Annotated in this window: 26 protein-coding genes and 1 tRNA gene; 9 read left to right on the top strand and 18 right to left on the bottom strand. The window is 46.1% G+C overall.

The features are described from left to right. Positions 1-2 precede the first annotated feature (2 nt). Together ACU1JV_RS10645 and ACU1JV_RS10640 are read left to right on the top strand one after the other, a co-directional pair. The gene (locus ACU1JV_RS10645; RefSeq protein WP_064963171.1) at positions 3-953 is read left to right on the top strand and encodes a YqhG family protein; all 951 of its coding nucleotides are present in this window, start codon (positions 3-5) and stop codon (positions 951-953) included. Between the two features lie 258 nt (positions 954-1,211). Then, positions 1,212-2,273 (top strand): hypothetical protein, encoded by a 1,062-nt coding sequence (locus ACU1JV_RS10640; protein ID WP_413985924.1) that lies wholly within the window; start codon positions 1,212-1,214, stop codon positions 2,271-2,273. A 102-nt stretch (positions 2,274-2,375) separates the two neighbouring features. Here the strand turns inward: ACU1JV_RS10640 and ACU1JV_RS10635 are convergent, their stop codons facing one another. After that, positions 2,376-2,567, bottom strand: a complete 192-nt coding sequence (locus ACU1JV_RS10635; protein ID WP_025364580.1) for a YqzE family protein — start codon at positions 2,565-2,567, stop codon at positions 2,376-2,378. Between the two features lie 286 nt (positions 2,568-2,853). On the opposite strand from ACU1JV_RS10635, the gene ACU1JV_RS10630 reads away from it, so the two are divergent. Beyond that, on the top strand, positions 2,854-3,609 hold the full coding sequence (locus tag ACU1JV_RS10630) for an N-acetylmuramoyl-L-alanine amidase (RefSeq protein WP_064963173.1): 756 nt from the start codon (positions 2,854-2,856) through the stop codon (positions 3,607-3,609). On the opposite strand, the gene ACU1JV_RS10625 is transcribed toward ACU1JV_RS10630, so the two are convergent. The 3 genes from ACU1JV_RS10625 to ACU1JV_RS10615 all read right to left on the bottom strand — a co-directional run bounded on the left by ACU1JV_RS10625 (position 3,584) and on the right by ACU1JV_RS10615 (position 5,457). Next, positions 3,584-4,519: a divergent polysaccharide deacetylase family protein gene (locus ACU1JV_RS10625; RefSeq protein WP_064963174.1), complete on the bottom strand. Its 936-nt coding sequence runs from the start codon at positions 4,517-4,519 to the stop codon at positions 3,584-3,586. The two genes, ACU1JV_RS10630 and ACU1JV_RS10625, sit on opposite strands and share 26 nt — an antisense overlap. A gap of 128 nt (positions 4,520-4,647) precedes the next feature. After that, complete coding sequence (msrA, locus tag ACU1JV_RS10620; RefSeq protein WP_064963175.1) at positions 4,648-5,160, bottom strand: peptide-methionine (S)-S-oxide reductase MsrA; 513 nt, start codon at positions 5,158-5,160, stop codon at positions 4,648-4,650. Positions 5,161-5,372: 212 nt separating this feature from the next. Next, a tRNA-Leu gene (locus tag ACU1JV_RS10615) sits at positions 5,373-5,457 on the bottom strand. Between the two features lie 222 nt (positions 5,458-5,679). On the opposite strand from ACU1JV_RS10615, the gene ACU1JV_RS10610 reads away from it, so the two are divergent. Beyond that, complete coding sequence (locus ACU1JV_RS10610) at positions 5,680-6,216, top strand: hypothetical protein (protein ID WP_413985923.1); 537 nt, start codon at positions 5,680-5,682, stop codon at positions 6,214-6,216. Positions 6,217-6,357: 141 nt separating this feature from the next. Here the strand turns inward: ACU1JV_RS10610 and ACU1JV_RS10605 are convergent, their stop codons facing one another. The 5 genes from ACU1JV_RS10605 to ACU1JV_RS10585 form a co-directional block, all read right to left on the bottom strand. Beyond that, positions 6,358-6,687 (bottom strand): carboxymuconolactone decarboxylase family protein, encoded by a 330-nt coding sequence (locus ACU1JV_RS10605; protein ID WP_013370522.1) that lies wholly within the window; start codon positions 6,685-6,687, stop codon positions 6,358-6,360. Positions 6,688-6,803: 116 nt separating this feature from the next. Next, a complete protein-coding gene (locus ACU1JV_RS10600) occupies positions 6,804-7,025 on the bottom strand; it encodes a hypothetical protein (RefSeq protein WP_014599639.1) in 222 nt (73 codons plus the stop codon). Positions 7,026-7,163: 138 nt separating this feature from the next. Beyond that, complete coding sequence (locus ACU1JV_RS10595) at positions 7,164-7,508, bottom strand: hypothetical protein (protein WP_013370520.1); 345 nt, start codon at positions 7,506-7,508, stop codon at positions 7,164-7,166. A gap of 101 nt (positions 7,509-7,609) precedes the next feature. After that, on the bottom strand, positions 7,610-8,182 hold the full coding sequence (locus ACU1JV_RS10590; RefSeq protein ID WP_040101648.1) for a xanthine phosphoribosyltransferase: 573 nt from the start codon (positions 8,180-8,182) through the stop codon (positions 7,610-7,612). An 85-nt stretch (positions 8,183-8,267) separates the two neighbouring features. Then, positions 8,268-8,873 (bottom strand): DedA family protein, encoded by a 606-nt coding sequence (locus ACU1JV_RS10585; RefSeq protein ID WP_013370518.1) that lies wholly within the window; start codon positions 8,871-8,873, stop codon positions 8,268-8,270. Positions 8,874-9,014: 141 nt separating this feature from the next. On the opposite strand from ACU1JV_RS10585, the gene ACU1JV_RS10580 reads away from it, so the two are divergent. Beyond that, complete coding sequence (locus ACU1JV_RS10580; protein ID WP_013370517.1) at positions 9,015-10,121, top strand: YkvI family membrane protein; 1,107 nt, start codon at positions 9,015-9,017, stop codon at positions 10,119-10,121. Here ACU1JV_RS10580 and ACU1JV_RS10575 read toward each other — a convergent pair. Continuing rightward, a complete protein-coding gene (locus ACU1JV_RS10575) occupies positions 10,118-11,242 on the bottom strand; it encodes a glycosyltransferase family 4 protein (RefSeq protein WP_013370516.1) in 1,125 nt (374 codons plus the stop codon). The two genes, ACU1JV_RS10580 and ACU1JV_RS10575, sit on opposite strands and share 4 nt — an antisense overlap. A 205-nt stretch (positions 11,243-11,447) precedes the next feature. On the opposite strand from ACU1JV_RS10575, the gene ACU1JV_RS10570 reads away from it, so the two are divergent. Next, entirely contained in the window at positions 11,448-12,629 is a 1,182-nt protein-coding gene (locus ACU1JV_RS10570; RefSeq protein WP_413985922.1) for a GGDEF domain-containing protein, read from the top strand. Between the two features lie 123 nt (positions 12,630-12,752). On the opposite strand, the gene ACU1JV_RS10565 is transcribed toward ACU1JV_RS10570, so the two are convergent. Both ACU1JV_RS10565 and ACU1JV_RS10560 read right to left on the bottom strand, forming a co-directional pair. Continuing rightward, entirely contained in the window at positions 12,753-13,535 is a 783-nt protein-coding gene (locus ACU1JV_RS10565; RefSeq protein WP_126665738.1) for a pseudouridine synthase, read from the bottom strand. Then, entirely contained in the window at positions 13,532-15,199 is a 1,668-nt protein-coding gene (locus ACU1JV_RS10560) for an RsmB/NOP family class I SAM-dependent RNA methyltransferase (protein ID WP_216975634.1), read from the bottom strand. Before ACU1JV_RS10560 ends, ACU1JV_RS10565 begins: the two co-directional genes overlap by 4 nt. A gap of 163 nt (positions 15,200-15,362) precedes the next feature. On the opposite strand from ACU1JV_RS10560, the gene ACU1JV_RS10555 reads away from it, so the two are divergent. Beyond that, the gene (locus tag ACU1JV_RS10555; RefSeq protein ID WP_013370512.1) at positions 15,363-15,890 is read left to right on the top strand and encodes a thioredoxin family protein; all 528 of its coding nucleotides are present in this window, start codon (positions 15,363-15,365) and stop codon (positions 15,888-15,890) included. Between the two features lie 85 nt (positions 15,891-15,975). On the opposite strand, the gene ACU1JV_RS10550 is transcribed toward ACU1JV_RS10555, so the two are convergent. Genes ACU1JV_RS10550 through ACU1JV_RS10540 form a run of 3 tightly spaced genes read right to left on the bottom strand, consistent with a single transcriptional unit; the run spans position 15,976 to position 18,487 of the window. Further along, positions 15,976-16,545 (bottom strand): DUF309 domain-containing protein, encoded by a 570-nt coding sequence (locus tag ACU1JV_RS10550; protein WP_013370511.1) that lies wholly within the window; start codon positions 16,543-16,545, stop codon positions 15,976-15,978. Then, positions 16,546-17,358 (bottom strand): GTP pyrophosphokinase, encoded by an 813-nt coding sequence (locus tag ACU1JV_RS10545; protein ID WP_413985921.1) that lies wholly within the window; start codon positions 17,356-17,358, stop codon positions 16,546-16,548. Between the two features lie 34 nt (positions 17,359-17,392). After that, entirely contained in the window at positions 17,393-18,487 is a 1,095-nt protein-coding gene (locus tag ACU1JV_RS10540) for a quinone-dependent dihydroorotate dehydrogenase (RefSeq protein ID WP_013370509.1), read from the bottom strand. A gap of 218 nt (positions 18,488-18,705) precedes the next feature. On the opposite strand from ACU1JV_RS10540, the gene ACU1JV_RS10535 reads away from it, so the two are divergent. Further along, a complete protein-coding gene (locus ACU1JV_RS10535) occupies positions 18,706-18,852 on the top strand; it encodes a hypothetical protein (RefSeq protein WP_013370508.1) in 147 nt (48 codons plus the stop codon). A gap of 27 nt (positions 18,853-18,879) precedes the next feature. Here ACU1JV_RS10535 and ACU1JV_RS10530 read toward each other — a convergent pair whose 3' ends face one another. From ACU1JV_RS10530 to ACU1JV_RS10520, 3 genes are all read right to left on the bottom strand, one after another. Further along, positions 18,880-20,310, bottom strand: a complete 1,431-nt coding sequence (locus ACU1JV_RS10530; RefSeq protein WP_413985920.1) for a L,D-transpeptidase — start codon at positions 20,308-20,310, stop codon at positions 18,880-18,882. Positions 20,311-20,472: 162 nt separating this feature from the next. Continuing rightward, positions 20,473-20,715, bottom strand: coding sequence for a ferredoxin (locus ACU1JV_RS10525; protein ID WP_013309730.1), 243 nt, complete (start codon positions 20,713-20,715; stop codon positions 20,473-20,475). Between the two features lie 161 nt (positions 20,716-20,876). Further along, positions 20,877-22,157, bottom strand: coding sequence for a DNA polymerase IV (locus ACU1JV_RS10520; RefSeq protein ID WP_337682334.1), 1,281 nt, complete (start codon positions 22,155-22,157; stop codon positions 20,877-20,879). Between the two features lie 292 nt (positions 22,158-22,449). Between ACU1JV_RS10520 and cimA the strand changes: the two genes are divergently transcribed. Beyond that, positions 22,450-24,066 carry a citramalate synthase gene (gene cimA, locus ACU1JV_RS10515; protein WP_337682333.1) on the top strand — a complete coding sequence of 539 codons (1,617 nt, stop codon included), beginning with the start codon at positions 22,450-22,452 and terminating at the stop codon, positions 24,064-24,066. Positions 24,067-24,114 lie beyond the last annotated feature (48 nt).

The following is a 24,114-nucleotide window of genomic DNA, read 5'->3' as shown; positions in this document are numbered from 1 at the left end:
CGTTGACTATGAATGCACAGCAAGTCCAGCGTTTTGTCCACACCTATCTGGAAGCTACCGGGTGCAGCATCATTGAGAGGTCTCCCCACCATGTAACTGTCAAGCTGTCTCCAGAGGCAGATAAAGCCTTGACAAATCGTCCCTACTATTGGGGATACGTAGAGCGTACTGGCGTTCCAGCGCAGACGATGTCCTTCACATTCATCTTTGATGGGGAAGCCTATCGGACAGAACAGGAACGTTTAGCGGATCAGACGCCACCAGCTCCTGTAGCTGGCAACGCAGCACAAGATCAGGTCATGGGGCGTTACTTCGGTCATGTACCGACGTTACCGCAATTAGGGCCTGGTCGCATTATGCAGGAGGAGCTTCGATACGGAAGCCGTCGGCTGCATCAAATTTTTGAAGCCGCTCGGGATGGAGGAAAATATGTTTATTTGTTCGAGCAGCCTGATGCCCGTCAATTGTCTGCCCGTTCTCCCGTAGTCTATGAAGCTTGGCTCAGCGTCTGCTACAAGATTGAGTTTGCCTGCGATCTGAAGCGTGAGGAACTTCAGTGGCTAGGGATTTCACTCAAAAGCGGCACTATTGTAACCAATTTTGGCGCTATGCTCGAAACTCGGCAGCTCAGCCCACTACTGGCAGGCAATATGCATGTACAGCCGGCACAGCTATCTGTCCCTGAGGCTTCCACCTCGCTTGAAAACTATCTCACCGAACAGCTCCGACAGCAAGATTATGATTGGGCTGAGCAGGCGAAGGAACGATTGCGCGAGGAACTAGAGGTCATAGACCACTACTACGATGACCTAATCAAGGAACAGAAAGAGGAAGAGGATAAAAAAGAATCCGTATTAGAGCAGCATCAAGCCCGTCGTAAAGAAATGGTATGGCAATATGAGCCAAAGGTACTCGTATCCGCCATTAACTGCGGCATATTTCATCTGCGGTAACTGATATCTCACGCTCCTTCGCAGGTTGGTTGCAGACATGTCGTCAAGTTGTAACATCTTGCTTCAGCCTACATCAGTTTCTGCTGCTGCAAACACAAGCGTAGTCTAGCCTGTCTCCTATGTATCGACAGCAAAAAGCGAACCTGGATACGACATTTGCGCCGACAGGGTGCAGCAGTCTTTTCATCGGACAGGCTGTATGCTAGTTAAAAAAGAATGCCTCCGTCGGCAAGTCATCCGACAGAAAGGTGGATTCCATTGAAGAAAAATCATTCCGGGCATTATAGCGTAGGTATGATCGCAGCTGTACTGATCGGCCTGTCCGCAGTCTGTCCGTTCGCTTCCATTCATGCGGCTCCCTCAGCCGTTCAAGAAAGCAATTTAAGCTCAGCACCCAACTACAACGAAAGCTCGTGGGTTCCTCCAATGGAATCCATGAGTCCTGCTACTCCTTCTGCCTCCCCGGGTGACGTTTCATCAAAGCTTCCTGCTCAGCAACAAGGGGTGCCTGAGGACGTGAAACGGACAGCAGCCGACACCGTACAATCCCTATCGTCGCAGCCCCCTTTTGCTTCGTGGAAAGACGCCGAGCTCAGCTACCATCCGCTTGGACCTGGAACCCATAGCTGGCTTGTTCAAGTGAACCATGCAGGAGAATACATTGGCTACCTGATTATCGGATCAGACCCAAACGGCGCTTATCAACTCAACGAATACGGGAATGGTCCAGGCGGACCTTATAGTATGGATATACTTCGCCAATCCCTCAAGTCGCTCACAGAAACCGAATTTTCTTCTATCGACAAGCTGCAAATTACACCTATGTATGAGGAACCACTTTTAGCCTATTGGCTGGTGCGTTCCTCTACGGGTAGCCAAATATGTATTGATGCTGTTACTGGCGATCCGCTACCTGTAGAAGTAGCAGATGGGAGTTGGAAACATAAGCTTCAGAACAACGCGATTTCTTCACCTACACCCTTTTCGAAAACGCAGGCACAGGCAGTTACTGTCTCGTCCGATCCTTTCAATCCCTATGAGGATCTGGGTTGGCTTCAACCTAAGCAAAAAATTTCCATTTATGACACAGACCAATTTATGGACGCGCTAAGTAATTCACCACGTATGATTTTTTCTGCCACAAATATCAATTTTGCCTTTGGGGGACCCTTATCCATTAGCGGGTTTCAAGCTTGGATATCTTCAGATCATCCGTCCGAACCCATTTTATATGCATTAACCTACCACGATGGACTTTCCCGATTTGTGCCACTAAAACAGCTGTTGCCTCATGGTCAATTTTACCGTTTGGAATCTTAGTAGTTTTAGGACCATTAAAAATAATTCGAAATTATCCCTAAACAACATAAAAAGAGACCTCCAATGGCATACCCCATGCCTATTGTGGTCTCTTTGGCGTGTTTAACGTTGCTCTCTTCGCCCTCTGCGTGTGGATTTTATCCACATTTTCAGAGCGAGAGGCAACATTCCAAACCATTTGCTTACCCACGGCTCCTTGGCTTGTTTTTGGCTGCGTCGAACATCGCGCGGCGTTTCCATATAACGCACAATCCGCTCTGTAATATACGTCACCAGTTCGTCACTCTTCGCCATCCTCCATGACCTCCTTCATCTGACCTAACATTTCCGATCACCGTATCTTGGAAATACCAAATTACACGTTAGGTTCAGATACCACTAGCTTGCACAGTTTTCAGCAGCTCTAACCCTTGCGGGATAACTATGCATGGTTTCCCTTAAATGGAACATACTATCTTCAATATAACAGTTTCCTCAAGGCTTATTGTTATATTTGAAGACAGCTACGCTACTTTAGGTTTGACGTCTGTTATGCATGGTTTTCAGTAAACAATCAATTCGTCCATTGGAGGAATAGAACGTGTTGAATAAAAAGTTAAAGAAGATGTGCCTGGCCGGGCTGGGGTTAAATTTTTGCATCCTTTGTAGCGCTGTATTTGCCCCATTTGCTTATGCAACTACTCAGCCTGGCGAGAAAAGCACCGACACAAACAAGCATACAGAGACCCCGTTTAACCGCTCCTATCATGCTTTTGCCAAGCCCGTGGTCTTGATAGATGTAGGTCATGGCGGTGTGGATGGTGGAACAAGTCACAAAGGACTTCTGGAAAAAGATATCAATCTCGCCATTGCTCAAAAACTGTACTTGATCTTACGTTCCCAGAGTTACCCTGCTGTCTTAAATAGGGACAAGGACTACGCACTGAGTGATGATAACCGTTGGTTGCAGTCCAAATCGCGGCATCTTAAAGACCTCGCCCAACGTAAAAGCTTAACAGAACAACTGCCCACTGCTGTGGTTGTAAGCCTGCATGTCAATTGGGCCAAACGTGCCGAAAAACGTGGACCCATTGTACTGTATCAGGATGAAGGCAGCAGCTATATGTTAGCTGAGCAGATCCAGCGTTCATTAAACCGCTTATTTTGCATGAATAGACAAACCATATACGGAAAACCCTTTTATCTTCTGAATAAAATTCAACATCCCGCTGTAATAGTGGAAACCGGATTTATCAGCAACGAACAAGACAGAGCCCTACTTTCTGGGGATCGCGGCCAAAAAAGGATTGCTGAAGCTATTGCCGAAGGCATTATTGCCCATCTGACGGCGTGGTAGTATTCGTGGCTGGATCTCCTGTCCACCCCCATACATCACGCACTAGATCGCTAATGCCTACAAACTGAGCATGTTCCTTTAATTTAGGAACCGATGAATGAAGCCCTGAGGAGGTATACATGCCGGACACGCCAACATGTCCAATCGTTACACAGGTGTCGTGTTCTGCCAACCATTCAACCACTTTGCTAAGTTGCCGATTCACATGAGCGAGTGTATGAACATCATCCAAAAAAACATCATTTCGCACCGGTGGCATTCCCTTTTTAGCGGCAAGTTCAGGCACCACTGACCAATAATTAGTTCGGCTATCAACAAAAAATAGTCCATGTTCCTTACAAACATCAAGAACGATGGACATAATGCGCTTGTCTGAGGTGACCTTGGAGCCCATATGGTTGTTCATTCCTATGGCATAAGGAACATCCTTGATAGCTGCGGTCACCTTGGCGCGTACTTCTTCATCCGTCATATTAGCCTTGATTGCTCCAGGTCCAAGCCATTCAGGCTTGCCCTGCTTGGGCTCCATTGGAAGATGGACGATAACATCATGACCACGCTTATGCGCTTCCATAGCGTCCTGTTTGGTTGTTGGCAGGAAGGGCATTACAGCAACGGTGATTTTGACAGGTAAATTTAAAATCTCCTTGGTACCTTTCATGTTGTTTCCTAGATCATCAATAATGACAGCAACCCTCTTTTGCTGCTGGTTCTGTTGGTCTATTGCTTCGGCAACAGCAGTTTTACAGACCATAAATAACATACAGACTGAAATACAAAGCACTACGATTATTTGCATTCTAGATCTTGCATGGTGTACAAGCGCATAAGACGAATTCTTCCGGTTGCGTGATGCCTTTAAAGCCTTTTTTATTATATTTCTCATGTGTAGCTTCCGTCGTGTACTCATTTGGGGGTCAGCCTCCTTCTCTGTCCCTTCATTGTGTGAGTAAAACCGTTTAAATATGTATAAGGCAGATCTGAGATATAATCTCTGATCTGCCTTGAAGTGCGCATAATAACGTATATTAAAGCTGCTTACCAGTTTTTATCGATAAATTCATCACGACCGGATTGGGCTCGATCTTCCTTATAATGCTTCACATTCTTCTTGTGATAATCCTGATGATAATCCTCTGCCGGATAAAAAATTGCAGCCGGAAGAATCTCCGTTACAATTGGCTTATCAAAGCGTCCGCTTTGTGCCAACTGTTCCTTGGATTGTTGTGCAAGCTCTCGTTGCTGCTCCGTATGATAAAAAATTGCAGGCTTATATTGTGTGCCTCGGTCCTGAAACTGACCTTCTCCGTCGGTAGGATCTGTTTGCGGCCAATACAATTCAAGTAGCTTTTCATAAGGAAACAGCTCAGGATCAAACGTAATCTGCACCACCTCATAGTGCCCTGTTGTTCCTGTTTTAACCTGTTCGTAGGTCGGATCGGAAATCGTCCCTCCAGTATAGCCTGAGACAATACTATAAATGCCCGGCTGCTCCTCGAACGGAGTCACCATACACCAGAAGCATCCGCCTGCAAAAGTTGCTTTCTCCATCTTTCATCCAACCTTTCATTAGCTTCATCAACAAATGCATTATCTTCTATCATATCTTAAAAATTAAACTTATAAAAGAATTGCTTATGAACTTGAATAAAGTTCAAACCCTTGTATTGGAATCCTCGCTGGAAGTCTGCAATAATTCCGAACATAAGAAAAGGTTTATAAAATTGCTACAATAGCAATTCTATAAACCTTTTCTAAATGGATGCGGTCGAGAGGACTCGAACCTCCACGGGGGGTTAGCCCACACGGACCTGAACCGTGCGCGTCTGCCAATTCCGCCACGACCGCATATATATTTGTCGTCTATCTCGAAGGAATCAATCTTTCTTAGCGACAAGATAGATCATACCATGCTCAAATAAAGTTGTCAAATCTTTTGTTTTTCTTTATTTCTTCTTGATAAAAAAGGAATAATACGATAATATAAGAACATAAGTTCTTAGGAACAAAGGTTCCTTTACTTCCATGACTATGAATTATCATCACATTTCCCTAAGGCGGTGAATGGTAATGATCTCTTCAGATACTACTCAGCATTCATGCTCTCTTGTGAAAAGTTATCTGCTCCTTACCTTTATTCAAAAAGTATTTGAGCGTGACAGCCTAATTCTTCAAGAAAGCGGCGTGCTGAAAACCCCTGATCTTTATGTCGAAATGGTTAACGCAGGAATAGATCGTACCGGAATCCTGCTATCTGAAATTAAACATGAATTTAAGAAGTATCATGTTCGTGTTCTAGACATACAACAAAACCACTCCGGCGTTCACGCCACCTATATATATAAAGGCGTTAAAGAGCAGTTCAGTATGCCTATGTCCGCATTGCGCAAAGAAATGTATGAACGAATGCGAGCTTATTTGGGGCTCCCTACCTCTATGCCTCATACGGCGTCTCTACCTTTGCCAGAGAAATATCGCCCCGAATTACCCAATAACTCAACCCCCAAACCCCTACGCGTTGTTGGGCGAAGTTGGATTGCATCCTCTTCTGCCTATAAGCATAAATCCCCTCGCCCTGCTGCTTTTGCTGCAAGCAAAAGAGCATAATCCCCGCACTACATGCAAAAAGAAGCTTCCGCAGGCACTAACTGTGCTCGGAAGCTTCTTTCCATAAACATCACTATCATTTGTTCAGATCAATCTATTTCCCCTATTTCGAATATGAGTTATCTGTATGGATGATTCGTTTTAATGTAGCGCCTTCTGTACACGTGTAACCCCTTGACTTAGAGCATGTCCTCCACCAACTGCAGCAGCTACAGCAACGGCTTCCATAATCTCCTGATCACTGGCTCCTTTGGAACGCGCCTCATTCACATGATAAAACGTGCACACCTCATTGTTGGCAAATAAGCCAATTCCTAGCGCAATCAGTTGCTTGGTTTTTTCATCTAAACTGCCGGCTTGAAAGCATTCTCCGGTAAAGCGATGATAGGCATGAACTACCTCGGGTAACTTATCTTCCAAATGGCTGATTTGATCCTTGTATGCATGTACTTTTTCGTCCATAACCGTCATTAACACAGCACGCCCTCTCTGTTGAGTTTTGCTTCATTACTGTGTCCGGTTTAGAGTTTCTGTATGCCTAATGAAGCACCCAGTTTTTTTATCCAATCCCCATTAGAACTCATTTCTTAATCCAGTTCTATCGGATTGTGACGCGGCTCGCTGAACGGCTGGTATGTATAGCTGCGATCCAACTTGACCACACGTCGATTCTGGCGGCGAATAAGCACCTGTTCATCATCCCATGCCAGTACAATGCCAACCACATCATTGGACTCCAATCCATCGCGTACGACGCGTACCTTTTCACCAGAAAGTCGATAAGCATCCAATTCTTCGTCCATTATCATCCATGCCCCCTCCTTGTCCATTTTTTCAACACAACGCCATAATTTTATATACATGAAAAAAGTTTAAAAAGAGACCTAAACGAATCATTTAGGTCTCTTCCGCTTACTACTTATATGGATTGCCAACAGAGCAACAAATTATCCCGACTGATTTACACTGTGATCATGTTCTTTTGTATCGTTCTTCTCGTACCAGAAGTCCAGCACTTGTGCAGACAACACTCGCTGTTCTACATACTCCACTTGGTGAGCAGTAAATTCTTCTTTCCAAGAGAAAGACAATTCTTCGCATAGGTTAACCAATGTCAACAACTCAGACCAGGCCACATAGCGTTTATACCAAAAAAACTGAGGATGTTCAATCATATAGGGATACAAATCGTCGAATTCCGTATGCTTACAATCCAAGGCGCGTTCAAAATGCACTTTAGCCGCTGCCAGTTTTTCCAGAAAAAACTGTTCGGTCAATTGTTCATTCCCCATGTTGCTGCCTCCTCTCCCAAACCTTATATATATTATAAGCGAAATTGATGCTCATGCAAAGGTTATTATTAGAAATAAGGATCCGGAGTTTCGAATTGTTACTATTCAGCAAACTCTATCTTACCGTCAGCCAACGACGAAATTTTAACCAATGATTCTACACGGATGCCCTGCTCACGGATGGTTCTCGCTCCAGCCTGAAACATTTTTTCAACCGCAACTCCGAATCCAATCAACTCCGCTCCAGAGCGTTGAATAATTTTAACCATGCCTCGAGCCGCATCGCCATTAGCGATAATATCATCAATGAACAACACACGATCATGCTCATGAATAAATTGACGAGACAGCATAATATCTGTGACAATACCTTTTGTAAACGAAGGTACACGCTCACACAGCGCATCCGGATCAGCTAATAAAGTCTTTTTACGACGAGCAAATACCAACGGTACACCCAACTCCAACGCTGTCGCAAACCCGATGGCAATGCCTGAGGATTCCACGGTCACTACTCTGGTGATTTTGTCTTCCCGAAAACGGGCCGCGAACTCTCGTCCCATTTCCATTGTCAGCTCTGGATCAACCTGATGATTAAGCAATCCATCCAGCTTTAGCACCTGATCTGACGCAATCACGCCTTCATTTAAAATTCGTTTCTTTAATACTTCCATTCCATGACCTCCCACGGCATTCCTATGCGGTAAAAGTACCATACTTCACCCGCCGCTTTCAAGCTATAGCCTGCTTTCCATGCGTTCATGTGATATTTTTTTTACGTTTGTTCCAGAACCATGCGATGATTCCTCCCAAAACGATTAAAAGAATAACGATCAAACCTACCTGGTGCGTCACCTTCTCCATCAGCTTAGCCACCTGTTCCCAGTGCATGCCCACCGCATGTCCGATCCCCAAAAATGTACCGCACCACAGCAAAGCTCCTGCCGATGCATAGCCGATATAGCGAAAAACACCTAGACGGGTTGTGCCTGCCAGATAGGATGATACGTGTCTCAAGCCGGGGACAAAATACCCGAACAAAATTCCCCAGGTACCATAGCGCCCGAACCAATTTTCGGAAGAGGCAATCCTGGAGGGCGTAAGCCTCACCCATTTACCGTATCGGTGCAATAGTGGCTTGCCCAGCAGGCGACCCAATGTGTAGCTAAGCATCATGCCTGTCATACTACCGAAAAATGTGACTGCCAGCGCGGCAATAAAGTTGTAGTGTCCTTGAGACACGAGCCCGCCAAAGGCGATCATTAGCACTTCGTCGGGTATCGGCATACCAGCTACTCCAAGGGCAAGCAAGCCGAACATCGCCAAATATCCGTATTCCAGTATCCATGCAAGGATTTGACCCATAAATTACGCTCCCGTCAAGCTATTCATTAAATTCAGTATAATTATTTTCAGTCTCATCCAGTCATGTCCCATTTCAGTTGAACATAGTTTGTATTATATGCTCGCTGCAGCGTTATTCAAGCAAGCAAGGGGGGACTGGGAATGAAACGTAATATTCATGTTTTTCAGATTGCTTTTACATACATTGGTACAATCGTCGGTGCCGGGTTCGCTACCGGACAAGAAATATTACAATTTTTTACGCAATATGGACGTTGGGCTACAATCACCATTATGCTGTCCACACTTGTATTTGTATGGTTGGGTACGAAAATGATGCTGATTGCTCATGATATTTCAGCCCGCTCCTACGAGGATCTGAACAAGCACCTTTTTGGTGCCAATGCCGGAAAATGGATCAGCATATTCACACTTATTGTGCTGATTGGCGTGAACAGCGTTATGCTCGCAGGAGCTGGCTCTGTTTTTGTGGAGCACCTTCACCTACACTACCAAACAGGACTGCTCATTACATTAATCGGAACTTACTTGCTGCTGAATAAAGGTATTAAAGCGATTTTGCATATGAACACCATTGTTGTCCCGCTGATGATCACCATATCTCTTTTGCTCGTTCACAGCACCCTTTCCATGCCCAATCCACAAAGCTTTATCACGAATACAACAGACCACAGTGCGCTACGAACATGGATCTCTCCACTCCTGTACACGTCCTTCAATCTGGCTATGGCTCAGGCCGTGCTTGTCCCTCTAGGCAGTCAAACTTTCTCCCGCAAAACCATCCGCTGGGGCGGTGTATTGGGCGGAATTGGTGTTGGCTTTATGCTGATGGCTGCACATTTTGTCATGTCAGCGCAAATGCCAGGCATTCAGCAATTTGAAATCCCTATGGGAAGCATCGCTTACCGTCTAGGCGCCCTTGTTGAAATCATATACATTCTACTCATTTTCATGGAGATCTTCAGTACCTTTGTAGCCGACATTTATGGAGTCAGTCTACAAATTCGTCAGCATGTCCAAATTTCGCCCAAGCTCATTACATTATTCATTATGCTCACCTGTTTTTTAATCAGTCAGTTCGGCTTCAGCTCACTGTTATCTGTTCTTTATCCTATTTTCGGAATGCTCAGTCTAATGTGGGTTAGTAAACTGATCTTAGCAGGACGCGGAAGACCTTTCCGCTCCTCACGTCCTCGTTCCAGCTTTCGGCATTCTGATTCCAAACCAGGTGATACCCGTCATGGTTAGTGTGGAAATTTCAAATACATTTTCTTCAGCTCGTTAACAGCACGACTTAAAGAATAGCTTGATTTAGCCTTGTCGCAGGCAGATCTAGCCAGTTCATAACGATAGGCAGGGTCAGCGATAACCTTTTCTAATGCGTCTGCCAGTGCCTTCGGATTATCGGGTGGCACGAGCAGACCATTTACCCCATCCTCAATCTGCTCCGGTATTCCCCCTACTTCTGTACCTACCAATGCCAGACAGCTCAACGCCGCTTCTGCAAATACGGAGCCAAAGGCCTCCGCCCGCGAAGGCAATACGAATACATCAAAGAAAGGCATAAACTCTTCAGGATGAAGAGTATATCCATAAAAAATCGTCTCATGGTATATATCCAGCTGTCGCGCCATCTCTTCCAGCTCAGGTCGAATCGGACCATCTCCAATGATATGGAGTACAAATTCCTGATTTCTTTTTTTCAGCTCAGCGCAAGCCTGTAATAGAATATCAAGCCCTTTGGCGGGAACAAGTCGGCAAACGGTTATGAGCTGTGTCACTTCATTTTCGTGAGGAATGGGCTTAAACCGTTTCTCATCATATCCATTTGGAATAACCACAACATCTTGCGGATGCTGTACATAAGGTGTTAAGTAATGCTGAAAAGATTGCGATACTGCTATCAGGCGATCCGCCTTATGCTCCATTTCTCGGTACAATGACACTAAGAATTGGTGTTCAGGCCCGTTCTCCTCTATTTTCCCGTTTAGAATTAACTCCTTCTCATAGGAAGAGTGAATCGTCTGTACGAGCGGGATATCTGGAAATACGTTTTTCATAGCGAGCCCGGCAATCGGATGATGAGCATGAATAAGGTCAAAGGGCTTCTGAATACGAAGCCGAGTCCACCACAAATAATCACGGTACGTCTGAATATATTTTTGAACGATTGGATATTGCTCATATCTCGTCCAGTCGAAGGTATCAAAGATTACTTCGTCCCTACCCTTGTTACGAATCCGTTTAGGGATTGAAAATAGCTCCATTTCCCAACGGGGGGACGTAAATCGCTCTTGCAAATATGGAATCATGGATGAAACGCCTCCCGGTTGCTCGGGTGGGAAAAAGAGAGCCTGTAGCAATTTCATGAGTGCTTCCCCTTTCAAGCATTAAACTGCCCGGAACACAGGATATATGTATAGGTTTCCGGATTTTCTGAAAGATGATATATTGAGAATAAATGTTAGGCACAAAAGAAAATTATAACATTTTAACTGCAATAAATCCTGTCTATTGTATCGGAACGATATCGTCCGTTCAATAGATAGATTAATTTTACAAATGGAGTCGGTGATGTTGACGTTGTTGTCCTTATTGGGAACCTTAGGCTCCCCATCTCTGGCCGGGGTCATAAGTGCAGCCTGCGGTTTGTATATTATACTCATGATGGCGCTAATGTGCGTGATCATATATAGCAGACAACGAAAAAAAGCCTATATCCTTTTTTCGGTTGCCGCTATTTTTATTATGACATATGAAGCGATGAATCTCTATTCGGCAGGCGGCGGCCAAATGCAACTGCAGGGAATCGTGTGGAAAAATGCGCTGGAGGCGTTTGCCTTCTTGCTCATCAATGCCGCTGTATTTCAGCTGTACCGAAAACTAAAGCGTGTGGAAAAATGGGCCTTGCTGTTGCTGGCTGCGTTATTAACGCTGCCGGTAATGGCTTGGACTTTAGGTTTGTTGCCCACTTGGATCAGCTCAGTGAAATTGGTTGGATTCACTCTGTTTTATCGAGTGTTGGTGCTTATATTAAGCCTTCTGTTCATCACCCCACGGATCGGACAGCCAAAGAAATTTATAGCAGGCTTATTCACTTATTCGCTCTGGCTTGGTTTTCTCTGGCTGCAAAATGACATCCCTGAAGAAGCAAACGGGTCAAGCACAGTCCTGTGGATGTCATTTTTACCATTGTTGTACTACACTACGTTATTCATCATTCTGTTTGAACGGATTGTGGAGCTACTCCAAAGGATTTATCGTTCTTCCATCACCGATGGCCTCACAGGGCTGTATAACCGTAAATATTTTTCGGGAAGATTACGGAGATATATGGACCAGGGAATCCGCGTGTCGGTCATTTTTTGCGATATTGACAATTTTAAAAAGCTGAATGATACGCAGGGCCATGCTCGTGCGGATGAGGTTCTCAAGCAGGTCGCACAAATTATGGAGGAGGAACTGGATGAAATCGGGCTGACCGGACGATACGGTGGCGAGGAACTGGTTGCAATGGTTGTGGATCGGCGGGCCAAGGTGGCGCAGGTCGCAGAACGAATCCGCGAACGTGTCGCTGAGGAAAGCATCGTCACTATCAGTGTGGGACACAGTACTGTGAAGAAGGAAATAAACCCGGATGAACTCGTCAAACAGGCCGATCAAGCCATGTACATATCCAAAACGACAGGCAAAAACAAGGTTACAGCTTATAAGGCAGCGGAAGTGAAGCAGAGTCGGGCAGCACGCGCACAATAATTCGCAATTCGATTCGTTATCAAAGACTGCCTATGAATACTGCTCTGTCTGGTTGTCTATATCATAAAATGACGCACAGGAATCTCATACGAGCCTGTGCGTCATTTGTATTTAATCTCTTCATTAAACTTCTGAAGTTGCGGATGCTATATCACGGCCGATCGAGGCCAGTTCTTCGCTAGTCAGCTCTCGATAGCTGCCCAGTGGAAGCTGATCATCCAGCTTCAATGGCCCCATGGCTGTTCTTTTCAAGTAGGTCACCTTTTTACCAACCGCCTCGAACATGCGCTTCACTTGGTGAAACTTACCCTCATGGATTACGAGCGAAATATAGGAAGTGACTTCTCCATCTGCCTGATGCGGCTGTTCATGCCGAAGAATCGTCAACTGCGCGGGTAGGGTGACATACCCATCGTCCAGTTCCACTCCTGCTGTAAATTGAAGAATATCCTCCTCCGTGACATGCCCCGACACCGTAGCTTCATACGTTTTGGGGACATGACGCCGTGGAGACAGTAGTTCGTGCGCCAGCTTGCCGTCGTTGGTCAACAGCAATAAGCCTTCTGTATCTTTATCTAGCCTCCCTACTGGAAAAGGCTCAAAATGTCGTTCCTCCGCACTCAGCAAATCCAGCACCGTCCGTTCCCTCGTATCTTCGGTTGCGGATATGACACCTGGAGGCTTGTGCAGCATGATGTAAATAAACTCCCGAAATACAACCAGTTCTCCGTTCACTTCAATTTGGTCTTGGTATGGATGAACCTGTAAGCCGCTATCTTTGATGGTCCGTCCGTTTACCGTGATCATACCTTGCTTTACCTGTTTCTTGATATCACTACGGGAACCATATCCCATATGGGTTAAAATTTTGTCCAAACGCTGAGTTTGTCTTCCTTTTCCACTCATACCGATGTCCACCTCCAGCCTGTAGGATATTCATTTTTAAGCATGCCGTCCTGCCATTTGCCCCACCCGGCCGAATAACCATCAATACACACGAGAGTAAAGCCTTTGGGTTGGACTTCATTTCGAAGCTCTATTCTCTCAACAGGGATGGACAAGGTTTCACCTTTTAAATACCGGATGGCTTCAGCATCCGAACTGGAAAGGTTGATGCTCCTAACCGCCTCAGAAGGGCGTAAAGCCACCGCCAGCGGATGTGAAGGTACAAAACGACCATTCTTATCGGTTCCCATAAACCAGCCCGGACGTACCACCTTAAGGCCGTCCAAACGATGTGATGCCAGCGGCGACTGATAAATGCGATCTCCGTAGACCACCGTGTAGCCTGCAAATGAAACCTCCAGCTGCTCCTGAACAAATTGGTGATAGGACTCCAGCACATCATGCGGGGAGCGTGCGGCAGATTTCACATTTTCTTTGCCCATACGTGACTTGCTGCCATCAAAGCCGCGCGTGTTCTTTCCTTTGGCTAACTTTCCGCCCATTCCTTTTCCGGTTCGTTTAGGCTCATCAGTCGTGCGCCTTCCTTGGCCACTTGGGAGTAGCGCTTCCTTGACGGGCAAATGTTGCTTCTTCTGCGGATATGCTGCTTCTATGTTTAATACTCTGTCATTCTTGTTCGAAAACGGAACCATATCCCCCGATACAGTGTGATCTGCTGTCGAGGCCACACGAGCACCACCCTGATGCTGCAATACAGCGATAAAATGGCCCTCCCCCTCTACAAGATGCGGCCAGAGGCGTGCTGTACCCCGCAGTTCGGGATGTGCCGATGCAATCTCTTCGTTCATCCATTCCGGGTGGCCTGGTGCAAAGCCTGCTTCCGAAGGAACAGGGACTACGTTAAAATCGGGATGAGCATCCAGAAATTCCGCAATCATTCCTTCATTCTCCTCCGGGGCAAAGGTGCAGGTCGAATAGACAATTCTTCCCCCATCGCTCAGCATTGAGGCCGCTACACGCAAAATGTCCCGTTGCATGACCACACATTTTTCCACCGAGTGTGTCTCCCATTGTTTGGCCATATCCTCATCCTTACGGAACATGCCTTCTCCCGAACAAGGTGCGTCAATTAAAATCTTGTTAAAAAAATGAGGAAAAGCATCTGCGATACGATCAGGGCTCTCATTCAATACCACGGCATTGCGCACACCGTACAATTCCACATTTTTAGCCAACGCCTTGGTTCGATCGGCGCTAATATCATTGGTCACCAGTATGCCGCTTCCTTGCAGTTTGGCTGCGATTTGGGTTGATTTCCCTCCCGGTGCAGCGCACAAGTCCAAAACAGCTTCCCCCTGAGCTACATTGAGCAGTTCAACTGGAGACATGGCACTCGGTTCCTGAACATAGTACAACCCAGCATGATAGTAGGGGTGAAGTCCAGGCTTAGTACCGTGCGGAATGTAAAAACCTGTGGCGCACCACGGAATCGGCCGCAGTTCGAACGGAGGACGTTCCTTAAAGTCCTCTACTGGAATTTTTAATGTGTTGACACGAATCCCCGCATGGGGCGTGTGGTCATAGGCAGCCATAAAAGCCTCAAATTCATCGCCGAGCAGTTGCTCCATGCGCTTTACAAATGCTGTGGGGAGCTGTACACCCATAATCGTAATCATCCTGTCCTGTTAAAATAAATTTTATTGTACCATAATCAACCTGTTAGCCGGCAATATCTGTGTGATTTACAAACTTTCACTACAAGCTGTAATGTTGTATAATAATGAGGTTCATAGTTACATATTTTAGATTTTGATAGGAGAGATTCCATTGAACGCACAAAAATCCAACAAAAAAAAGCTTATACCTGTCATTGGCTTTTTTGTTGTGCTTATCATTTTGCTTGGAGTGCTGCTCGCTTTAAACTCAGGCACTAAAAACAAGCTGTACGGCGTTTCCACAGCCTCGTTAAGTCCTACTACCCAGGAACTGCTAAACGATCCGAACTATCAGCAAATTATTAAGCCAGAAGATCTACAAAGTAAAATTGACAAAAAGGAAAGCTTTTTCGTCTATCATTTCGCGTCTGACTGTGTTCACTGCCGTGCCACCACTCCTAAGCTCATGCCTTTGAGCAAGCAGGAGAACATTACGATGCACGAATTTAACCTGCGTGAGTATGAGGCTGGCTGGGACAAGTACAAGATTGAGTATACACCTACGCTTGTTTATTACGAAAAAGGCGTGGAAAAGGAACGTATGGTAGGTGGATTGAAGGAAAGTCCTTCAGACAACGGATACACACTCGACGATTTCAAAGCCTTCTTTGAGAAATATAAAAAGAACGTAACCTCTTAGACAAATGTCCTCACACCTGACAATGATAAAGCAGCCCGATCCCTATAAAACGGATCGGGCTGCTCGTTTATTATGCGCTACAACATCAAGGCGCATCCTTCGTCTCCACTGTAGCTGAGCGTAAGCTCCCAGCGGCCTGTCTTCGCCTAATCGAAGCTTCCAGCGCCTGCTGACGCTGCTCATGCTTTTCCCCACGCCGAGGACCTCTCTGCTGAGGGATATTGACTGGAACGGACGATGATGCCTTCTCCACGGCCTGACGCAGTCCGGGCTCGACAATTTCAATCGTCAAATCCCGATAAACCGGCGGTTGACGTTGAAGCTCTTCCGAACCTTCCATAACAGCTTCAGCAAGCTGCCGAGCGCAAGCGCGCGCCTCATCTACCAGCTTCGCCATATTAATGCCCAGCGCGTGCGAAGCAGCATGCTCCAGCCTATGTACCGCACTGTCCAGCATCATGTATCCACCACGATAGTTACCATTGCGAAAATGATACAGTCCTACAGCAATTTGCAGTAAACCTTTATATACAGGGTCTCGGTCCAGCTTAAGCCACAGCTCTTCCAGTACCTCATGACATTCAAAGTAATCCCGATCCCGATTGAAGTATACCAAATAAGTTACGTACAACGGTTCATAGGAAGGGTTCACCATTTAAAACTCATCCCTGTCTTCTTCCTTAGTTGAAGCTTCCAGCATCTCCTTGACCTCATCATGCAGCTGCTTGATTCCTTCCATGTCGTGCCGCTCCCACAGTTCATTAAATCTGCGCTGCGCCTCAATCGTTTCACTAATTTTATGGTAGAAATAAAGACGGTGCATGCCTGTTAGGACTTTGGATACGATATTGGCTTCATCCTCGAACTTCTTCTGCGCTTCCAATATTTCAAGACGGATGGAAGACATTTCATTATCCAACACAAAGGCTGCCTCAGCCGCCTTTTTCAACCGGGCCCGCATATCATCCGGCAAGCTCTCACGATACTTATAGCTAAGAGAATGCTCTATGGTTGCCCAAAAATTCATAGCCAACGTACGGATTTGAATTTCGGCCAGCACAATTTTTAACCCCACTGCTGTCTGAACCGGGTACTCCACAATCATATGAAAGCTGCGATAGCCGCTATCTTTATAATTGGTGATATAGTCCTTTTCATACAATACCGTCAAATCCTTACGTCTTCGAATATATTCGGCTACCCGCCGAATATCCTCTACGAATTGACACATGATGCGAATGCCGGCAATATCCTCGATCCCCGTCTCCAGCTGATCAGGTGAAACCTTCAATCTCTTCGCCTTATCGAGGATGCTGGATATTTTTTTAACCCGTCCAGTTACGAATTCGATAGGAGCGTATTCCTCGCGCTTTTTCAGCTCCGCACGCATTGTTTTGAACTTGACCTTAAGTTCCTCCACCGCCTGATCGTATGGCAGCAAAAATGTTCCCCAGTCTCTTCCGTCCATCCCCGTACCTCCTGTCTCTTCCGACAACACTTTTTTATCTATGAGCTGCACCAACAGCCTCGGTAATGTGTCTAAAGCCGTCCTTTCGAAGCAGCTCACGCAGACCGGCATGTATAGCCCGGTTTACTTCCGGCCCTTCGTAAATCAATGCTGTATAAATTTCAATCAGGCTAGCGCCTGCTTTAATTTTGTCATAGGCATCACGACTGGTAAAAATACCGCCTGATCCAATAATAGGCAGCTTCCCTTCCGTCTGGCGGTATACCCGTCCAATGACCTCTGTGGAACGGTCACGTAGCGGCTTACCACTCAATCCTCCGGTTTCACTTGCATTTCGATGCGTCAGACCCGTCCTGGATATCGTCGTGTTCGTCGCAATAATGCCATCCACTCCGCTGGCCGCAATCGCATCCGTCATATATTCCAATTCCTCGTCCGATACATCCGGTGCAATTTTGACCAGTACAGACTTGGCTTTACCATACTTTGTCGCCTGAACTCCCATCTCTGCCCGAACCGCTTCAAGTAACGACTTCAGTTCACTGCCATGCTGGAGTTTTCGTAAATCCGGGGTATTGGGCGAACTAATGTTTACTACAAAGAAGTCCGCATACGGATACAGTGCGGAAATACATTTCTCATAGTCCTTATGGGCATCTTCATTTGGCGTTACTTTATTTTTACCGATATTAACAGCAATCGGCACAGGTCGATGTTTAAGGGTAGCCAAACGCTGGGCCATGCTCTCAGCACCCAGATTGTTAAAGCCCATCCGATTGACTAATGCCTCATCGGGAGGCAGTCGAAACAACCGGGGCTGATCATTGCCGGGCTGTCCGACAGGTGTCACCGTGCCTACTTCCATAAAACCAAAACCGATGGAAGAAAAACCGACAACCGCTTCAGCATTTTTATCCAGTCCCGCAGCCAGTCCAATCGGGTTGGGAAAATGAATACCAAACAGATCAACGGCAAGATCTTCCGTTTCTTTGACTCCATACATCCCTCGCAACGTCGCTGCTCCACCGGGAAGTGAGCCCGCATGCTTTAAGCCGTCAATGACTACATGATGGGCCCTCTCTGGACTCATTTTGAAAAAAACAGGTTTCGCAATCCTTCGATACAACACGATTCATCCACTCCGTTCTATGCCCTTGCACAATCCTAAAAAAACATCTCTACAAAATAGTTTAGCTTTTTCCATACCAAAAAGAAAGTAATTTGCGAGGTCCAATATCAGAACAATTCAGTTGTCATGGAGATGTCATTGAAAATGTATAATCAAACCATTTACAATGGACATAGTAAGACAGGATCTTAGCCCGCAAGAAAAGAGGGATTGCTGATATGAAGACCAAGCGCAAACCGCCCAGTCTGCAAAAGAAAAAGGATGAGGTGAACAAGAAAGCGATTGTTTGGACCGCCGTCAGCTTTGTTCTACTCATCATTGTGATTGTTCTGGTCATTGTTTTAGCACAAGCAGGAACTCGTTAAACAACAAGTAGCAGTGGCATCAAAACGTTAATTTAGCCAGTGATAGGTTTTGTGGGGATTCGTCTGGTCGTGCTGCGGCTCACTCGTAAATCGGGAACTAGGTACAAGCACTTGATCAGGCAGTCCCCCGTTACCAATAACCACCTCCGTACCTGAAGGTACGAGTGCAAACAATTCCTCCACGTCTTCCTTCCCCATGCGGACACAACCCAGCGACTCATTTTTGCCGATACTTTCGGGCTCGTTCGTACCATGGATAGCATAATTTGTTGCAGACAGTTGCATACCACGACTGCCAAACTCACCGTTGGATTTGCCGTTCGGATTTACGACTTTATCGGTAATCACAAATTTCCCTTCCGGCGTTCTTTCTCCGCCCAAACCGATGGGATAATTGCGAATAAGTATATTGCCGCTCACCAATGATAGCCTGTGTTTGGATTTGTCTACCACAATTCGTAGCGGTTGCTCCAGAAAAGGCCGTCCGTGCAATGAAGATGCCAGCAGTAGACTGCTTTCAGCCGCTGAGTCAGCGTTCTGATCTCCTGCCTTCCCTGTTCCCTGTGCTGGAGAAGCAAGTAAATTACGGATAGGTGTAAAAGCCTTCTTCATCCCGTCAGTCGTACCGTACATTGTGTTATTGGGAAAATCTCGGGTCAGTTCCTCAAGACTCTGGGGAAGACGTTGATGCTGCGAACGATAAGCGCGCATGGCGCTATTCAGCACAGCCAGCTCTTCCTGTCCGGCAGCCCATTTTAGACCTGTTATGCGGAGTTTCTCACTGTCCGACGGCTTGCAAGCACATGCAGCGGCGTCGTAAGACTGAATAGCTAATCCGCCGTTTCCCTTGTTCTGTACACTAAGTAACGGCTTCATACCTTCTCTCCAGATCAGCCACGCCCCACTCTGCTCCATGCCCAGCACTGTGGTCTTGGACGGCATTTGACTCGTCTTTGCCAACATATCCGTAAGCGCTGTTCCAGCCCCACTTCCTTGCCTGGCTTGAGCTGTAAACACACCACCAGCATAAGGCTCACCGTTTTGTGCCCTCTTCTTTGGATCTGCATTAGCCACTTTCGCAACTTCGACATGATCAATCGCTGCATGCTCAGTTCCGGATGGAACGGATGCGCTCTCAGGTGAAGTGCTCGGTGAATTGGCTGAAGGGACCCAGATGAGCAGAAGTACCATTAAGGCAGTTAAAAGATGACGTGTTCGAGCGGTTCTCCGCTCCTTCTCCTTGGACATCTGAACCAGTTTATCCTGATATTCCATCCATACGTCTGCCGGAATCTGTTTATGCTCAAAGGCTTCGAACACTTCTCCTGCACGATTGAAGCAATAATTCGCTTTGCCTTCCTGACCGTTGCTTTCATACTCTTTACCGAGTAAATACCAGGCCATTTTATTATCAGGGTGCTTTTTGACATACGATTTAAGATGAGGCGAATGGTCCATCGGATCCTCCTGATCGTGTAATCTTGCATGCTTACTATTATGTATATCGGTCACAATGGGCCTGATGGACAGCACATAAAAAAAAACAGCACCGTCAGCATGCTTTCACCGTTATACGGTGAAGGGTACTGTCGGTGCTATGCCTGTCCAAAAAACTTACACTTAACCTTCTTTATTGAACGGTTCGTCTGCAACTTTGATGGAATCTGTAGGGCAACCGTCACAAGCATCCTGCATATCATCAAACAGGTCTTCTGAGATCGCCTTGATGCCTTGGTTTGCATCCCCTTCAAAGATCACTTCAGCCAAACCTTCATCATCATAATCATAGATGTCTGGTGCTGTAGCGCCGCAGGCTCCGCAAGCAATGCATGTATCTTTTTCTACCCAAGTGTATTTAGCCATAACTTTTCTCTTCCTCCTATACAATCGAACAAACCAGCTTTTGCATTCTATTCACATATTAATACAAACCCAAAATTATTACAAATTATTTTCCTTTATCCTTCATGCAAAAAACGCTTATAACGTGTGTTACTGATACTGACCATCATTCTCCCCTAAGTTCACTCTGGAGTAGGTAGATTGTCTTTTTGCAGCGAAGTTCCGCGCAGCTTGGAATTACGAAGAAGTACTGAAGGATCATCTCCCAGCATCCCCGCAGTCAAAATTGCATTTTCACCAAACTTATCGCGCAGCGCATCCATCGTTTTCAGTAAACTTTCTTTTTTAGGCTGGTCCTGGTATTCAAATAGATCTAATTGAACTGCCGCTTCCTCCTTTGGAATGAGCTGTTGCAGCGTAATCCCCAACAAACGCACTGGCTTATCCTCTCCCCAATGGCGACGATACAATGCACAAGCTTCCTTATATATGTCTTCTGCACTTTCCGTAGGCGTACTCCTGACTTGAGAACGCGTAAAGGTCTTCATATCCGGGGTCCGAATCGTCAGTTGGATACCTCCTGCCAGCATCCCTTGTCGTCGAAGCCGCCGAGCTACCTGATCACTAATGTTAAGCAGTACTCTTTGGGCTTCTTCCAACTTTACTACATCCATAGGCAGAGTGGTTGTGTGACCGATGGATTTGTTCGGCTCCCGTTCAGTGCTGACTTGAGAATGGTTAATTCCGTTTGCCGCCAATTTTAACCAAGAACCAGTTACCCCAAATATGCTAACTAGCATGTGTTCATCTGCCTTAGCCAGTTGACCAATGGTGCGAATGTTCATTTGTAGAAGCTTATCTGCTGTTCTGCGGCCCACACCAAACAATTGACCACATGGAAGGTTCCACAAAATGTTGGGTACATCACGCAAACGTAGAACAGATATCCCGCGTGGCTTTTTCAGATCAGAGGCCATTTTGGCTAGCAGTTTGTTGGGTGCTACCCCAATTGAGCAAGGCAAGCCTAGCTCTTCTTCTACTCTACGCTGAATCTCCTCGGCAATATCCAAAGGTGTTCCAAACTGCTTGGAACCGGAAATATCTAGATAACACTCATCAATTGAAGTTGCTTCCAGCATAGGCGTATACGAGTAAGCAATACTCATAAATGCTTTGGAATAACGACGGTATAAATGAAAATCAGGCTGTATTATGATGAGCTGCGGACAAATCCGACGAGCCTGCTGAACAACCATCCCTGTTGAAATGCCCAATCGTCGTGCTTCATAAGAGCAAGTTACAATTACACCTTTGCGTAGCTCACTGCTGCCTGCAACTGCGGTAGGCAATCCTTTATATTTTTCCGGCTCCTCCGCTGCATGAACGGAACAATAAAATGCGTTCATATCCACATGCAGAATAACACGTCCACCAACCGGATAATAAGCACTGACATCTTTCATGCTCAACCCTTCTTTTAACTATAAATTCATTCGTTAGATCAAGAATATGTCCTTTGATTTTATACTTAAATCACCCTTGCATACTATTTCTATTTTACATAAAAAATATAGGTTTTGCGCTCAAAAATGATAATTATATATTACATTTGAAGTCATTAGTTGTTATAATCGACTATCATACGAACACGACAAACTAACGCTTTCCTGTTTTTAAGCGTTAAACAACTAAATTAATGTGCTTAAAAAAGCAGAGCATTACCAATCTGAGCAATCCGCGAAGGAGGAGTCCCTCATGTCCACCGCTATTTCTATCTTTGACACAACGCTGCGAGATGGCACTCAAGGAGAAGGAATTAGCTTGTCTGCTGATGACAAATTGAAAATCGCCAAAAAACTCGATGATCTCGGTGTTCACTATATTGAAGGCGGGATTCCCGGGAGCAACAGCAAGGATATCGAATTTTTCAAACGGGTACAAGAACTAGGCCTTCAGGCAAAGATTGTCGCCTTCGGCAGTACGCGCCGCAAAGATAGCATCGCAGCGCAGGATGTCAATCTGCAACGGATTCTGGAATCCGGCGCTCAGGCCGCTACTCTGGTCGGTAAATCATGGGATTTTCATGTACACACTGCATTACAGACAACGCTGGAGGAAAATCTGTCTATGATTTACGACTCCATCGCCTTTTTAAAGCAAGGGGGCATGGAGGTTATTTTTGATGCCGAGCATTTTTTTGACGGATATAAAAACAACCCCGAGTATGCACTCGCCGTTATGAAAAAAGCTGAGGAAGCAGGCGCGGATTGGCTCGTGATGTGTGATACCAACGGCGGTACCCTTCCGCATGAAATACATGAAATTGTCACTACACTGCAAAGCCAGCTAACGAAGTCACAGTTGGGCATTCATACACACAATGATTGCGAATTAGCGGTAGCCAACTCACTCAGTGCAATTCAAGCAGGCGCAAGGCAGGTCCAAGGTACCATTAACGGCTATGGTGAACGATGCGGTAATGCCAACCTATGCTCCGTCATTCCGAACTTGCAGCTTAAGCTGGGCTACGACTGTCTAGAACCCGAGAAGCTAAAACAACTCCACAATACAGCTCGCTTTGTGAGTGAAGTCGCCAACGTCAATCTGCCTGTCAACCAGCCTTATGTTGGCAATGCTGCTTTTGCCCATAAGGGGGGCATACACGTGTCAGCTATTCTGCGCGACTCACGAACTTATGAGCACATCGCTCCTGAACTTGTGGGGAACAAGCAGCGGGTCTTGGTCTCCGAACTGGCCGGACAAAGCAACGTTGTATCCAAGGCGCAAGAACTGGGCATCACCCTTGATCCGTCCAGTGATGAGGCACGTGGCGTCATTAGTCGTATCAAGGAACTTGAGCATCAGGGCTATCAGTTTGAAGGCGCGGATGCTTCGCTGGAATTACTTATTCGTGAAGCCGGCGGTGAAGTGAAGGAAATGTTCTCATTTGAATCCTTTAAGGTGCTGGTGGAAAAAACAGCGGGGCGATCGGTCGTCTCCGAGGCATTCTTAAAGCTGAATGTTGCAGGGACAAGTGTCTATACCGCAGCTGAAGGAAATGGTCCTGTCAACGCGCTTGATAATGCACTCCGCAAGGCTCTTTCTCAGTATTTTCCAGCCTTGCGAGACATGCATTTGGCTGACTACAAGGTGCGTGTGCTCGACGAAAAAGACGCCACTGCCGCCAAGGTACGCGTGCTCATTGAGTCCAAAAACTACGAGGACGTCTGGAGTAACGTAGGCGTATCCGAAAATGTTATTGAAGCTAGCTGGGAAGCTCTCTTGGACAGCTTCCGTTACGCATTGCTGGAAGCACCAACTCCAAAAAATGAACAAACTGAGCTTACTCATCACGGATTAGTTAACCACTAATCAACTACTACAATGAGACAATGAGGTGACATTGGAGGTCTATATCAG

The organism is Paenibacillus sp. T2-29 (assembly GCF_052921365.1).
This window is presented reverse-complemented; position numbering and strand designations above follow the sequence as displayed.